At 72.5% G+C, this 13,516-nt stretch carries 12 protein-coding genes; 6 read left to right on the top strand and 6 right to left on the bottom strand.

Going from position 1 to position 13,516, the window contains the following annotated elements; all coding sequences use genetic code 11:
- Positions 1–2 precede the first annotated feature (2 nt).
- Complete coding sequence (locus A4A78_RS06445; RefSeq protein ID WP_062947512.1) at positions 3–656, top strand: YigZ family protein; 654 nt, start codon at positions 3–5, stop codon at positions 654–656.
- Between the two features lie 19 nt (positions 657–675).
- Here A4A78_RS06445 and A4A78_RS06440 read toward each other — a convergent pair whose 3' ends face one another.
- Together A4A78_RS06440 and A4A78_RS06435 are read right to left on the bottom strand one after the other, a co-directional pair.
- Positions 676–1,017: a hypothetical protein gene (locus A4A78_RS06440; protein ID WP_062947511.1), complete on the bottom strand. Its 342-nt coding sequence runs from the start codon at positions 1,015–1,017 to the stop codon at positions 676–678.
- Positions 1,018–1,142: 125 nt separating this feature from the next.
- Entirely contained in the window at positions 1,143–1,427 is a 285-nt protein-coding gene (locus A4A78_RS06435; RefSeq protein WP_062947510.1) for a GlsB/YeaQ/YmgE family stress response membrane protein, read from the bottom strand.
- A gap of 274 nt (positions 1,428–1,701) precedes the next feature.
- Here A4A78_RS06435 and A4A78_RS06430 point away from each other — a divergent pair, with 274 nt between their 5' ends.
- On the top strand, positions 1,702–5,736 hold the full coding sequence (locus tag A4A78_RS06430) for a Pls/PosA family non-ribosomal peptide synthetase (protein ID WP_062947509.1): 4,035 nt from the start codon (positions 1,702–1,704) through the stop codon (positions 5,734–5,736).
- A complete protein-coding gene (locus A4A78_RS06425) occupies positions 5,733–7,055 on the top strand; it encodes a M1 family metallopeptidase (protein ID WP_062947508.1) in 1,323 nt (440 codons plus the stop codon). The genes A4A78_RS06430 and A4A78_RS06425 overlap by 4 nt, the downstream gene beginning before the upstream one ends.
- 147 nt (positions 7,056–7,202) lie before the next feature.
- On the opposite strand, the gene A4A78_RS06420 is transcribed toward A4A78_RS06425, so the two are convergent.
- A complete protein-coding gene (locus tag A4A78_RS06420) occupies positions 7,203–7,835 on the bottom strand; it encodes a 4'-phosphopantetheinyl transferase superfamily protein (protein ID WP_062947507.1) in 633 nt (210 codons plus the stop codon).
- A 77-nt stretch (positions 7,836–7,912) separates the two neighbouring features.
- On the bottom strand, positions 7,913–8,881 hold the full coding sequence (nrdF, locus tag A4A78_RS06415) for a class 1b ribonucleoside-diphosphate reductase subunit beta (protein WP_062947506.1): 969 nt from the start codon (positions 8,879–8,881) through the stop codon (positions 7,913–7,915).
- 206 nt (positions 8,882–9,087) lie between these two features.
- Between nrdF and A4A78_RS06410 the strand changes: the two genes are divergently transcribed.
- The 3 genes from A4A78_RS06410 (at position 9,088) to A4A78_RS06400 (ending at position 12,429) form a co-directional block, all read left to right on the top strand.
- Positions 9,088–10,479, top strand: a complete 1,392-nt coding sequence (locus tag A4A78_RS06410; RefSeq protein ID WP_062947505.1) for a DUF418 domain-containing protein — start codon at positions 9,088–9,090, stop codon at positions 10,477–10,479.
- A 601-nt stretch (positions 10,480–11,080) separates the two neighbouring features.
- Complete coding sequence (locus tag A4A78_RS06405) at positions 11,081–11,416, top strand: PadR family transcriptional regulator (RefSeq protein ID WP_062947504.1); 336 nt, start codon at positions 11,081–11,083, stop codon at positions 11,414–11,416.
- The gene (locus A4A78_RS06400; RefSeq protein ID WP_062947503.1) at positions 11,413–12,429 is read left to right on the top strand and encodes a permease prefix domain 1-containing protein; all 1,017 of its coding nucleotides are present in this window, start codon (positions 11,413–11,415) and stop codon (positions 12,427–12,429) included. The genes A4A78_RS06405 and A4A78_RS06400 overlap by 4 nt, the downstream gene beginning before the upstream one ends.
- A 140-nt stretch (positions 12,430–12,569) precedes the next feature.
- On the opposite strand, the gene A4A78_RS06395 is transcribed toward A4A78_RS06400, so the two are convergent.
- Positions 12,570–13,001, bottom strand: coding sequence for a hypothetical protein (locus tag A4A78_RS06395; RefSeq protein ID WP_062947502.1), 432 nt, complete (start codon positions 12,999–13,001; stop codon positions 12,570–12,572).
- A gap of 69 nt (positions 13,002–13,070) precedes the next feature.
- Complete coding sequence (locus tag A4A78_RS06390) at positions 13,071–13,493, bottom strand: hypothetical protein (RefSeq protein WP_062947501.1); 423 nt, start codon at positions 13,491–13,493, stop codon at positions 13,071–13,073.
- Positions 13,494–13,516 lie beyond the last annotated feature (23 nt).

Below are 13,516 nucleotides of genomic sequence, written 5' to 3'. Positions count from 1 at the left end.
GCATGTCCGCTCCCCTCGTCCTCGCCGCCGATGTCGAGACCGAGCTGGTGGAGAAGAAGTCCCGCTTCCTCACCCGGCTGCACCGGGTGAGCGAGGTCGAGCAGGCCGACGCCCTGCTGCGTGCCGCCCGCGCCGAGCATCCCGGTGCCCGCCACCACTGCACCGCCCTCGTGCTCGAGGAGACGGCCGAGCGGGCCGAGGTCCATCGCAGCAACGACGACGGGGAGCCCTCCGGGACTGCGGGTATGCCGATGCTGCAGTCGCTGCTGCACGCGGACCTGGTGGACGTCTTCGCGATCGTGATCCGCTATTTCGGCGGGGTGAAGCTCGGGGCGGGCGGGCTGGTGCGCGCCTACACCGCTGGCGTCGAGCAGGCCGTCGCCGCGGCGACGCTGCTGCGGCGCACGGAGCTGCTCGAGGCGCGGATCGAGGTGCCGCCGGCCGAGGCGGGGATCGCGGAGAACCCGGTGCGCATCTGGGCCGCCGCCCGCGGGGCGGCGGTCGAGCCCACCGAGTACGGGGCGCGCGCGGCGCTGCTCACCGTGCTCGTGGACCCCTCGGACCTCGAGGACCTGCGCGAGGACACGGCCCGCTGGTCCGCGGGGCGACGCACCGTGGAGGTCACCGGCCGACGCACAGCCGACGTGCCGCTGTGACGACCTCCCGCCGGGCGGCTCAGATGTCGTCCTCGAGCGCGGGGCCGCCCTCGTTCTCCCAGTTCTCGATGCGCTTTACGGTGCGAGGGTTGAACTTCTGGCGCACGCCGTAGCCGACGCCGGCCTCGTCGTCGGCCGGGAGGAACTCGACGCCGAGCTCCTCGAGGCCCGCGCGCAGCACACGGTTCCGCTCCTCATCGAGGTCCTGGACGCCTCGCTCGAAGGCGCGGACGTCCTCGGCCTCGAGCCCGGTGCGCGCCGCGATCACGGCGACGGAGACCTGGGCGAGGGCGCGACCGGCGCGTGCGAGATCGGCGCTGATGAGCGGGGATGCGGTGGCCTGCGGGTCGGTGGAGGTCATGTTTCCAGCCTCGCCCCTCGGTGCGGGGATTTCCAGCGTTCCCCTCCACGAACGGCGCCGCGCCGCCCCGGGGTCCCGGGACGGCGCGGCGGAGGTAGGGCGCGGTCAGGCCGCGCCCTCAGGGATCAGGCGCGGTTCTTGGTCGCGAGGCCGTAGATCACCATGACGACGATCGCGCCGATCACGGCGAGGAGGATCGTGCCGATGCTCCACGGGTTGCTCATGATCCCCGAGATGCCGTCGCCGCCGAAGAGGCTGCCGATGAGGCCGCCGACGATCGCGCCGATGACGCCGAGGACGATGGTCATGCCCAGGCCCATGGCCTGCTTGCCGGGCATGACCGCGCGGGCGAGGAGCCCGATGATCGCGCCGATGATGAGCCAGGAGATGATCAGACCGATGAGTCCCATGGTGAAACTCCTTCATTGTGGGGGAAGGGCGTGCACACACAATGTAACGCCTTTCGCATTCATGTCCCGGGATGCGGGACCGACCTGTCGGTCGGCGCGGTGATCCCGGAGGGGTGGGGGAACGGCGGGGGAACAGCACGGGAACAGACGGGGTCGAGGTGCGGCAATCTTGCGCCGGAGGACCCATCGACGCAGGTCACAGGACGACAAAGGTCTCTCCGCCCCGCCGCGACGCCTCCCCGTGACCGACAGGACGGTAGGGGACAATCAGGGCGTGACAGACCCTCGCCCCGCTCTCCTCCCTGCGCTCCTCGCCGGGGGCCGCGCCCCGGCGCCCAGCACGCTCGTCGAGATCTTCCGGCACGTCGTGGAGGCGCACGGCGACGCGCCCGCCGTCCACGCGGGCGCCGAGGTCCTCTCCTACACGGCGCTCGAGGAGGCGGCCTCCGAGGTCGCCGGCCGGCTCGCCGCGATCGGCACCGGGCCCGGCACGAAGATCGGGGTGCGGATCAGCTCCGGTACGACAGATCTCTACGTCGCGATCCTCGGGATCCTGCTGGCCGGCGCGGCCTACGTCCCGGTCGACGCCGACGACCCCGACGAGCGCGCCCGCGTCGTCTTCGAGGAGGCGGCCGCCCTCGCCGTGATCGGCGACGACCTCGTCATCACCCCCACCGGGGCCGGGACCGCACCGGCACTCGGCAGCGCGTCGGCCGACGGAGCTCCGTCGGCCGCTGCCGTCCCGTCGGCCGGGATGCCCGCGGCACCGGACGCATCCGCCGCGCCGCAGGACCCCTCCCCCGATGACGACGCCTGGGTCATCTTCACCTCCGGCTCCACCGGCAGGCCCAAGGGCGTCGCCGTCTCCCACCGCAGCGCCGCCGCCTTCGTCGAGGCGGAGTCGCAGATGTTCCTGCAGTCGGCGCCGATCGGGCCGGGCGACCGGGTGATGGCGGGACTGTCCGTCGCCTTCGACGCGAGCTGCGAGGAGATGTGGCTGGCCTGGGCGTACGGCGCCTGCCTGGTGCCGGCGCCGCGCTCGCTGGTGCGCTCTGGCGTGGACGTCGGCCCCTGGCTCGAGGCGAACCGGATCTCGATCGTCTCCACCGTCCCCACCCTCGTCTCCCTCTGGCCCGATTCGGCGCTGCGCGAGGTGCGGCTGCTGATCATGGGCGGCGAGGCCTGCCCGCCCGAGCTCGCCGCCCGCCTCCAGGCACCCGGCCGCGAGGTGTGGAACACCTACGGCCCCACCGAGGCGACCGTCGTCGCCTGCGGCGCGATGCTCGACGGCAGCGCACCGGTGCGGATCGGCCTGCCCCTGGCCGGTTGGGACCTCGCCGTCGTGGACGGCGAAGGGAACCCCGTCGCCCCCGGCGAGAGCGGCGAGCTGATCATCGGCGGGGTGGGCCTGGCCCGCTATCTCGACCCCGCCAAGGACGCCGAGAAGTACGCGCCCATGCCCACGCTCGGCTGGGAGCGCGCCTATCGCTCCGGAGACATCGTGGTCAACGACCCCGACGGGCTGCTCTTCGCCGGCCGCGCCGACGATCAGATCAAGCTCGGCGGGCGCCGCATCGAGCTCGGCGAGATCGACGACCAGCTGCTGCGCCTGCCCGGCGTGGTCGGCGCCGCGACCGCCGTGCGCTCCAGCCGCTCGGGCAACAAGCTCCTGGTCGGCTACCTGACCGTCGAGGACTCCTACGACGCCGAGATCGCCCGCGGATTGCTGCGCCGGCGGATGCCCGCCGCGCTCGTGCCGCGACTGGCCGTGGTCGAGGACCTCCCCACCCGCACCTCCGGCAAGATCGACCGCGACGCGCTGCCCTGGCCGCTGCCCGGCTCCTCCGAGCGCAGCGCCGAGCTCTCCGGCACCGCCGCCTGGATCGCGGAGATCTGGGCCGACGTGCTCGGCGCCGAGGTCACCTCCGTCAGGGACGACTTCTTCGACCTCGGCGGGGGCTCCCTCACCGCCGCGCAGGTGGTCAGCCGGCTGCGCGAGCAGCACCCCGAGCTGACCGTCGGCGACGTGTACCAGCAGTCCTCCGTCGCGGCGCTCGCCGCGCACCTGGACGCGATGGGCTCCACCGTCGTGCGCAGCGACCGCACCGTCGCTCCGCTGCGTCGCCGCACCCAGCTCGCCCAGCTGCTGGCGCTGCTGCCGCTGCGCGGCCTCGCCGCGCTGCGCGGCATCACCTGGCTGATGCTCGCCTCCACCCTGCTCGCCGCGGTCACGGACGTGCCGTGGATCGTCGCCTTCCCGCTGTGGCTGGTGATCCCGATGACGATCGCGCTCGTCCTGCCCCCCGGACGGATGGCCCTCGCCGCCCTCCTCGCACGGCTGCTGCTGCGCGGCGTCACCCCCGGCACCCATCCCCGCGGCGGGAGGGTGCATCTCGCGCTGTGGATCGCCGAGCACGTCCAGGACGAGCTCGGGGCCACCTCCCTCTCCGGCGCCGTGTGGTTCCCCTGGTACGCGCGGCTGCTCGGCGTGAGGCTCGGCAAGGGCGCGGACCTGCATGCCCTGCCGCCCGTCACCGGGATGCTCGAGATCGGGGACGGCGCCTCGATCGAGCCCGAGGTGGACCTGGCCGGCTACTGGATCGACGGGGACGTGCTGCACATCGGCCCCGTCCGCATCGGCAAGCGGGCCCGCATCGGCGCCCGCAGCACCCTCGGCCCCGGTGCCCGCCTCGGGAAGGACGCCGAGGTCGCACCCGGCTCGGCCGTGCTCGGGAAGGTGCCGGCCGGCGAGTTCTGGTCCGGCTCCCCCGCCGCCCGGCGCGCCGCGGCGCGAGGCCCCTGGTCCGACGAGGCGCCGCCACGCAGGCCGCAGTGGGAGATCGTCTACGGGGCGCTGTCGCTGCTGATCGCCGCGCTGCCCGGCCTCGGCGTGCTGGTGGGCGGGGCGGTGCTGCTCCCCGCCCTGCGCGGCGCGGACACCTTCGGGCAGGCCGTGCTCGCGGCCCTGCCGTGGCTGCCGCTCGCGGCGCTCGCCGGCTTCGCGGCCGTGGCGCTCGCGGTGCTGGTGCTCACCCGCCTGCTCGCCCTCGCCATCTCCCCCGGGCACCATCCGATGCGCTCCGCGGCGGGCGTGTCGATCTGGGCGACGCTGCGCCTGCTGGACGAGGCCCGCACCTGGCTGTTCCCGCTGTACGCCGGCGGGCTCACCCCGATGTGGATGCGGATGCTCGGTGCGAAGGTCGGCCGCGGCTCGGAGATCTCCACCGCCCTGCTCATCCCGAGCCTCGTCACCGTCGGCGACCACTCCTTCCTCGCCGACGACACGCTGGTGGGTCCCTACGAGCTCGGCGGCGGCTGGATCCGCGTGGAGCGGGTGAAGGTCGGCAAGCGCGCCTTCGTCGGCAACTCCGGCATGCTCGCCGCGGGCCGCAAGGTGCCCAAGCAGTCCCTGGTCGCGGTGCTCTCCGCCGCCCCGCGCCGCAAGTCCGCGAAGTCCGGCACCTCCTATCTCGGCTCCCCGCCGAGGACGCTGCGCCGCGCCGAGGAGGAGCACGACTACGCCCTCACCTACGACCCGCCGAAGCACCTGCTGGTCCAGCGCGGCCTGGTCGAGACCGCGCGCCTGGTGCCGCTGCTGATCGCTCTGCTGCTGCCGCTGGCGGTGTGGGGCGCGATCTACGCGCTGCTTCTGCGCGGCGGGCCCTGGATCCTCCTCGCCGTCCTGCTCGGCGGGGTGGTGCTCCTGCTGGCCGGCCTCGTCGCCGCGACGATCACCGTGATCGCGAAGTGGCTGATCATCGGCCGGCACCGCCCCGGCGAGCACGCCCTGTTCACCGCCTACGTGTGGCGCTCCGAGCTCGCCGACACCTTCACCGAGGTGCTCGCCGCGCCGTGGTTCGCGACCTCGACCGCCGGCACCGTGGCGCTGAACCTGTGGCTGCGGGCGCTGGGCGCGAAGGTCGGCGCGGGGGTGTGGTGCGACTCGTACTGGCTGCCGGAGACGGACCTGGTCACCCTCGGCGACGGCGCGACCGTGAACCGCGGCTGCGTCGTCCAGACCCACCTGTTCCAGGACCGCGTGCTGAGCATGGATGCCGTGACCCTCGGCGAGGGTGCGACCCTGGGTCCGGGCAGCGTGATCCTGCCCGCCGCGGAGATCGACCGCCACGCGACCATCGGCCCCGTGTCCCTGGTGATGCGCGGCGAGCGCGTGCCGCCCGGGACCCGCTGGACCGGCAACCCGATCGGCCCCTGGGCCGACGACGACGCCCCGCTGAACGGCACCGCCGACGGTGACGCCGACGAGCACGACGCGCGCGAGCGCGAGCACGTGGAGGAGCGCGCATGAGCACCACCCGACCAGGCAGCGACCCCTATCTCCCGGGGCACGGCGACGCCTCCTACTCCGTGCGGCGGTACGCGCTCGACCTCGCCTACAAGGTCGAGACGAACCGCCTGGACGGCACCGCGACCCTGAGCTGTCAGGTGCACGAGGACACCGGCGCGCTGCACCTGGACCTCCACGGCCTGCAGGTCTCCTCCGTGAAGCTCGACGGGAAGCCGATCAAGCACAGCCACCACGGCGGCGACCTCACCCTGAAGTCCCCGTTCACCGCGGGGCAGGAGGCCACTGTCGAGGTGCGCTACGGCGGCAAGCCGCGCCCGGTCCGCTCGCGCCTGCACGGGCCGACCGGCTGGGAGGAGCTGACCGACGGGGTGATCGTCGCCGCCCAGCCTCACGGCGCCCCCTCCTGGTTCCCCTGCAACGACCGCCCCGACGACAAGGCCGTCTACGAGATCAGCCTGGCCGCGAACCCCGCCTATCACGTCGCCGTCTCCGGCGAGCTGGAGGGCAAGCGCCGCAAGGGCAACGCCACCACCTGGAGCTACCGCCAGGACGTCCCGATGCCGACCTATCTCGCCACGGTCCAGATCGGCCGGTACACCGAGGTGCCGCATCGCGGGGCGTCGGTGCCGGTGCGCTCTCTGGTGCCCGCCGGGGTGGGCGCGAAGGAGCTCGCGCCGGGCTTCGCCCGGCAGCCCGAGATGCTCGAGCTGTTCACGCGCATGTACGGGCCCTACCCCTTCCCCTCCTACACCGCGGTGATCACCGAGGACGAGCTGGAGATCCCGCTGGAGTCGCAGGCGCTGTCCACCTTCGGCCGCAACCACCTGGCCGAGGACTGGGAGGCGGAGCGGCTGATCGCCCATGAGCTGTCCCACCAGTGGTTCGGCAACGCCGTGACCCTCGAGCGGTGGCAGGACATCTGGCTGCACGAGGGCTTCGCCTGCTACAGCGAATGGCTGTGGTCGGAGGCGACCGGCCGCTCCACCGTCGAGGAGGAGGCCCGCCACCACCACGCGGCGCTCGCCGAGCTGCCCGAGGACCTGGTGGTGGCCGATCCCGGTCCGGAGCTGATGTTCGACGACCGGCTGTACAAGCGCGGTGCCCTGGCCCTGCACGCCCTGCGCCGCCGCGTGGGCGACGAGACGTTCTTCCCGTTGATCCGGTCGTGGCTGGCGCAGAACCTCGGCGCCTCGGTGACCACCGAGATGTTCGAGGAGCATGTCGCGCGCGAGAGCGGCGAGGACCTCACGGACCTGTTCGCCGCGTGGCTCCACGACGAGGAGCTGCCGGACCTGCCCGATCAGCCCGCCGCTCGATAGCCCACCCATCGGGGGCTGCGGGCCCTGTTCTCGCGCGGCTGACGGCCGGGCTCTCCGGCCGACGGCCGACGGGCACGGCGAGATCGGCGGTCGCGCGGGCGAGGCCTCGTCGGCCCGGCCTCGCCCGTGCCGCCGGCTCCGGCGCGGTCAGCTCCGCGACAGCGCCACCAGGATCACGAACCCGGCGGGCGCCGCGACCTCGCGCAGATCATGCTCCGCGAGGTGCACCTCGGGCATCGGGGTGCGCAGCCCGGTGCCGAGGAGCTTGAGCACCGCCTCCTTGCCGGCCCAGAGCCGGGCCCGGTCCTCGGCGGTGCGGTCCTGGCCGGCCTCCGCCGGGTGCAGCACGAGCGAGGGATCCCAGCCGCGGTCGACCGCCGCGGCCTCCTCGAGGTCCACCCCGATCCCGCCGCCGACGCGCACGGCGGTGAGCAGGTGCGGGCCCGAGCGGGAGAGGCTCACGCCGAGCACCGGACGCGTGCTCGTGGCAGCGCCTCGCCCTGCGGTCGCCCGCCCGTCGGCCCTGCCCCGGGCCCCCGTGCTCCCGTCGGCCGTGTCCACGATCCGCGCCCAGGGCCGGCCGTGGGAGACCGCGCCGCAGGCCGGGCAGTGCCGTCCCACCCGGATCTCGTCGGGCTGCACGCCCACCACGTCGGCGACGTGGGCGGCGAGGGCCCGGTCGGCGTCGGCCGTGACGGGGTGGAGACGCAGGTCAGCCCCGGAGCGCGGCGCTAGATCCTCGCGCTCCTCGAGCTCGGCGGGGTGCCGACGGGATGCCACGGTCTCAGCGTAGACGGACGGCAGGAGGCCCGGGGAGGCAACGTGCTGCCTCCCCGGGCCTCCTCTGCGATAAGGGCTCAGAAGTCCCAGTCGTCGTCCTCGGTCTCGACGGCCTTGCCCATGACGTAGCTCGAGCCGGAGCCGGAGAAGAAGTCGTGGTTCTCGTCCGCGTTCGGGGAGAGCGAGGCGAGGATCGCGGGGTTCACCTCGACCTGGTCCTGCGGGAACAGCGCCTCGTAGCCGAGGTTCATCAGCGCCTTGTTCGCGTTGTAGCGCAGGAAGGTCTTGACCTCCTCGGTCCAGCCGACCGGGTCGTAGAGGTCCTCGGTGTACTCCTCCTCGTTGTCGTACAGCTCCATGAGCAGCGAGAAGGTGTAGTCCTTCAGCTCCGCCTGGCGGGCGGCGTCGGCCTTCTCCACGGCCTTCTGGAACTTGTAGCCGATGTAGTAGCCGTGCACGGCCTCGTCGCGGATGATCAGGCGGATGATGTCCGCCGTGTTCGTCAGCTCGCCGCGGCTGGAGTAGTGCATCGGCAGGTAGAAGCCGGAGTAGAACAGGAAGGACTCCAGCAGGGTCGAGGCGACCTTGCGCTTCTCCGGGTCGTCGCCCTGGTAGTAGTCCATGACGATGTTCGCCTTCTTCTGCAGCGGCTCGTTGAACTCGCTCCAGCGGAAGGCCTCGTCGATCTGCTTGGTGTTCGACAGCGTCGAGAAGATCTGGGAGTACGACTTCGCGTGCACGGACTCCATGAACGCGATGTTGGTGTACACCGCCTCCTCATGGGGCGTGATCGCGTCGGGGATCAGGGAGACCGCGCCCACGGTGCCCTGCACCGTGTCCAGCAGGGTCAGGCCCGTGAACACGCGCATCACCAGCTGCTGCTCGGACTCGGTCAGACGGTTCCAGGACTGGACGTCGTTGGACAGCGGCACCTTCTCGGGAAGCCAGAAGTTACCGGTCAGGCGGTCCCAGACCTCCTGGTCCTTCGGGTCCGGGATCCGGTTCCAGTTGATCGCCTGGACCGTCGTCTTCAGGTGGTCGTTCACCGCAGCCTCACTTGCTCCTCAAGGGTCGTCGTCGTGTGCCCTCCAGTCTAGGCATCGAAGGCTCGCCCGGGGCCCTCCGGCCCGCCGCGGAGAGGTGCTTCCCACCACCGATCGAGAGCACGATCCATGACTTTCGTCGTGGGGCGTGCGGGCGCCGGCGCACTAGCGTGACGGGCACGACGTCCGCCGCTCCGGAAGGCCCTGCCGTGACCTCCGCTCCCGTCTCCGCGCACGCTCCCGACCCCTCGTCCGCATCGGCCGCTGCGGTCGCGCCGCCCCGCTCAGTCGCCCCCGATGTCGCGCGCGGGCTGATGCTCGCACTGATCGCGGTGGCCAACGTCTCCTGGTACCTGTGGCGCTCCTCGGAGACCGTCGGCGGCACCCCGCACATCCCGGCCGACGGGCCGCTGGACTCGATCGCGCAGGCGGTGATGACGATCGCGGTGGACCACCGGGCGATGCCGCTGTTCGCGTTCCTGTTCGGCTACGGGATGGTGCAGTTCTACCGCTCGAGGATCGACCGCGGCCTCGCCCCCGGCGCGGTGCGGGTGATGATGCGCCGTCGCCACTGGGCGATGCTGCTGCTCGGGGCGCTGCACGCGGCGCTGCTGTTCTACGGCGACATCCTCGGGGTGTACGCGGTCAGCGCGCTGGTACTGGTGTGGTGGTTCTTCGGCAGACGCTCCCGCACCCTGCGCATCTGGGTGATCGTGCTCGCGACGGTGACGGCGCTGTTCGCGCTGTTCAGCATACTCAGCGGCGTGGCGCTGACGTACTTCGTACCGGCCGAGGTGACTGCCGAGATGGCGGCGACGGACATGGGCACCGGCTTCGTCCGCCCCGTCGCGTACGACACCCCCTATCTCGTCTCGGTGCTGTATCGGCTCGGGCTGTGGGCGGTGGCGCTGCCCTTCGCAGCGCTGATGGGGGCGCCGCTGCCGATCCTGCTCGGCTGGCTCGCGGCACGGCGTCGGATCCTCGACGAGCCGTGGCGTCACGTGCGCCTGCTGCGGCGCACCGCGGTGATCGGCGTCGCGATCGGCTGGCTCGGCGGCGTGCCGGAGGCGCTCGCGATCCTCGGCCTCTACGAGCTGCCCGCCGCGGCGCCGTGGATGCTGACGGGGCTCACCTCGCTCACCGGTATCGCCTGCGGCATCGGCTACGCGGCCCTGTTCGGGCTGCTCGCCCTGCGCCTCGAGGGGAGGGCCCCCGTCGCCGACGCCCCGCGCCCGGACCCGTCGGCCGACCGGGACCTCTCCCCCGCCGAGCGCGCCTACGGCGTGCCCCGCGCGGAGGCCGCCCCGGCCCGCACACGCGAGCCCGGCGCGGTCGAGCGGACCCTCGCCGCGGTCGGGCAGCGCTCGCTGACCTTCTACCTGTTCCAGTCACTGCTGCTCGCGCCGCTGATGGCCTCGTGGGGGCTGGGTCTCGGCGGCACGCTCTCGACCGCCCCGGCGCTCGCGATCGCGTTCGCGGTGTGGCTGGCGTCGCTGCCGATCGCGGCGTGGATGGGCGCGCGCGGGATGCGCGGACCGGCCGAAAGGCTGCTGCGCCGGATGACCTACGGGAAGATCGACCCGGCGCCGGCGACGCGCTGAGCCCGCGCCGCCGGCTCGGCGGCAGGTCGTTCAGCGCCTTCCCGGAGCGAGCAGGGCCCGTTCCCGGCGACGGGTCTCGCGCAGCCAGGCGGGGTAGGCCCCACAGCGGCAGGATCCACCGCTGCCAGGTCGCCCCGTGCGCGATGACGTAGAGGGCCGCCTGGAACAGCACGGCTCCCATCGCCGCGACGAGTGTGATCCCTTCGACCGGGGCGAGCACCGGCCCGAGGACTGCCACGACGCCGAGCATCGCGAGGGTCTCGGCAATCACCGGCAGGAGCACCAGCGCTATCCCTTCGGAGAACGGGTACGTCCTCCGGTGCTCGATCGGCTCACGCCGCACCCACCACCGCGCCGACGCGCTGGTGCCGACCCTCCACCACAGGCACACCGAGGCGAGCAGTGCGGCGGCGAGGAACAGCACGACGCCGATCACGAGCCCGGCCAGGATGTCGCTGGTCATGACCTCGTGGTGGCACGCGGGGCTCCCCTCCCGGCGACGCCGCTCGCCCCCACCGCACCCCTCTTGCCGTACTACGCCTGCCGTAGTATTTTTTCCGGAGGACGCACCATAGCACCACGACGAGAGGCAGGGACCGATGTGATCGGAGCCGATGCCATCCGCGGGCACATCGACCTGATCCTGCTGTCGATCCTCGAGGACCGCCCCTCCTACGCCTACGAACTCTCCAAGACCATCACCGACGGCTCGCGCGGCGAGTACCTGATCAAGCAGACCACCCTGTACACCGCGGTCAAGCGCCTCCAATCCCAGGGACTCCTGGACAGCTACGAGGACGTCTCCACCTCCGGCAAGCCGCGCACCTACTACAAGCTCACCGCCGCCGGCCTCGAGCAGCTCGACGTCAAGCGCACCGAATGGCGCAGCACGCGGGCGCTCGTGGACCGCTTCACGGAAGGGAAGCACACCTCGTGACCGTCATCGACTCCTATCTCGACACCCTCTTCGCCCCGTACCCGGACTCGCCCCGTCTGCGCGAGGCCCGCACCGAGCTGCGAGCACTGATGGAGGACCAGCAGCAGGCGCTGATGGACGCCGGCCGCACCGAGTCCCAGGCCGTCGGCGCTGTGATCGCGGAGTTCGGCAGCCTCGACGAGGTCGCCGCCGAGCTCGGCATCACCGCGGAGCTGGACGGCACCGCGGCCGACACGGGCCCGACGGCACCGACGATTCTCGGCACCGAGCGCGCCGAGGAGTACGTGGAGGCCGTGCGCCGCGGACGGTGGATCCCCGCCGTCGCGATCCCCCTGTTCGTGCTCTCCGCGCTCCCGCTGCTGCTCCTGATCGCGGTGGGCGGCGAGGAGCCGTCGGGCTGGGCGCTCGGCGCGGGGCTCACCGCGCTGCTGATCCTCGTCGCCGTCGGCGTGGTGCTCCTGGTGCTCCAGGGCAGCCGGATGGAGGAGTTCGAGGACATCGACGAGGCCCGCTTCTCCCCCACCCCGGCGGTGCGGGAGATCGCCCGCGACCTGCGCCGGGAGCACCGTCGTGAGCGCACCCTCGCCACGGGCGCCGCGATCATGCTGTGGATCCTCGCTGCGGTGCCGGTGATCCTCATGGGCGTACTGACCGACTCCGGGTCGCTGGCCCCGCTGTACGGGGTGTGCGCGACGCTGGCGATGGTCGCGCTGGGGCTGTGGATCCTGCTGCGGTCGGCCTGGTCGGACACCGCCGCGGCCGCGCTCCTGCAGGAGGAGGACGAGGACGACCTCTCCGCCACCAGCACCTCCCCCGCGATCCGGGTGGTCGCCGCGGTGTACTGGCCCGTCGCCGCCGCGATCTACCTGGCCTGGAGCTTCCTCGGCGGCGAGTGGGGGATCACCTGGGTCGTCTGGCCGATCGCCGGCGTGCTCTACGCGGGCCTCTGGTCGGCGAGCGCGGCGCTCGGCTCGGCGGCGGACGACACCCGCTCGCGCACCCGTCGAGCATGACGAACGGCCCGCCCCGGGACCTCTCCCTGGGCGGGCCGCCGGCAATGGGTCAGGCTCTCTACTCATGCAGCTGACATGACCCTCGGCCGCATCGCCGGCGACTCGCCGAGTCCGTGTTTCGCGGGAGTCATGCCTGCGGCTCAGAGGCGACGGCCCCGCTGCGCCCTGAGATGCTCGACCTCAGCGCGACGGGTCTCCCGCAGCCAGGCCGGGTATATCCACAGCGGAAGAACGGAGCGGTAGCCGATCAGGAGGAGCAGCACAACCCAGATCAGCACTTCGAGGATCACCGCTGCCGGCACCAGGACCGATGCCATCGCCTCACGCAGCACGTCGACGGAGGCAAGCCCCACCACCCCGCCGGCCACGAAGACGGTCTGCGCGCACATCGGCAGCAGCACGAGCACGGTGGTCTCCGCGTAGGCGAACCCACGGCCCGGCCCCGCGCCGTGTGTGTCGACCCATGCGCGGAAGCCCCGCCCTCGACCGGCACGACACATCATCGCGAGGGCCGCCAGGGCACCGCCGAAGAGGAACAGTGCCAGCGCGACCAGGGCGAGCGAGAGATCCAAGCCTCGATCCTCCTCTCACCGCATGGGGCCTCTCCCCATGTCGTCCTCGCCCCACGACGGGCGTGCGAGTCACCGGCGGCCGTCCAGCCACTGCCGCTCGGCGCGGCGCTGCGGCCGCAGCCATCCGGGGTAGACGAACAGGGCGAGGATCTGCCGATTGCTCACGAGCAACATCACGACGATCGCGAGGACGATCTCGAGAGCCACCACGGTCCACATCACCGGGGCATGGAGCACATCGCGCACCCCCGGGTGCACCGCGAGCAGGAGGACGACCCCGATCGCCGCCATCAGCTGGCCGAGATAGGGCACGAGCCCCAGCGCCACGCCCTCCCCGGCGGCGTGCATGAACATCATGCGGTCCACTGGCTGTCGCCGAACCCACCAGCGGGCGACCCCGGACCTGCCCCAGCGGAACCATGCGGCGAGCATCAGCATCACCCCGCTCACGAGGAAGCAGAGCACGGCGGCGAGGAGGGCTCCGTAATCCATCGGTCCATCCTCCCATCTCGTCC

Source organism: Brachybacterium sp. sponge (assembly GCF_001613775.1).
In the GTDB taxonomy this organism is placed as follows: Bacteria; Actinomycetota; Actinomycetes; order Actinomycetales; family Dermabacteraceae; genus Brachybacterium; species Brachybacterium conglomeratum.
Note: the sequence above shows the minus strand (reverse complement) of the source record. Positions and strands in the feature narration are given on the sequence as shown.

What these genes read in the sequence shown, in the direction of transcription:
- A4A78_RS06445 (WP_062947512.1), top strand. Translation starts at nt 3, where the DNA reads ATGTCCGCTCCCCTCGTCCTCGCCGCCGATGTCGAGACCGAGCTGGTG.
- A4A78_RS06440 (WP_062947511.1), bottom strand. Translation starts at nt 1,017, where the DNA reads ATGACCTCCACCGACCCGCAGGCCACCGCATCCCCGCTCATCAGCGCC.
- A4A78_RS06435 (WP_062947510.1), bottom strand. Translation starts at nt 1,427, where the DNA reads ATGGGACTCATCGGTCTGATCATCTCCTGGCTCATCATCGGCGCGATC.
- A4A78_RS06425 (WP_062947508.1), top strand. Translation starts at nt 5,733, where the DNA reads ATGAGCACCACCCGACCAGGCAGCGACCCCTATCTCCCGGGGCACGGC.
- A4A78_RS06390 (WP_062947501.1), bottom strand. Translation starts at nt 13,493, where the DNA reads ATGGATTACGGAGCCCTCCTCGCCGCCGTGCTCTGCTTCCTCGTGAGC.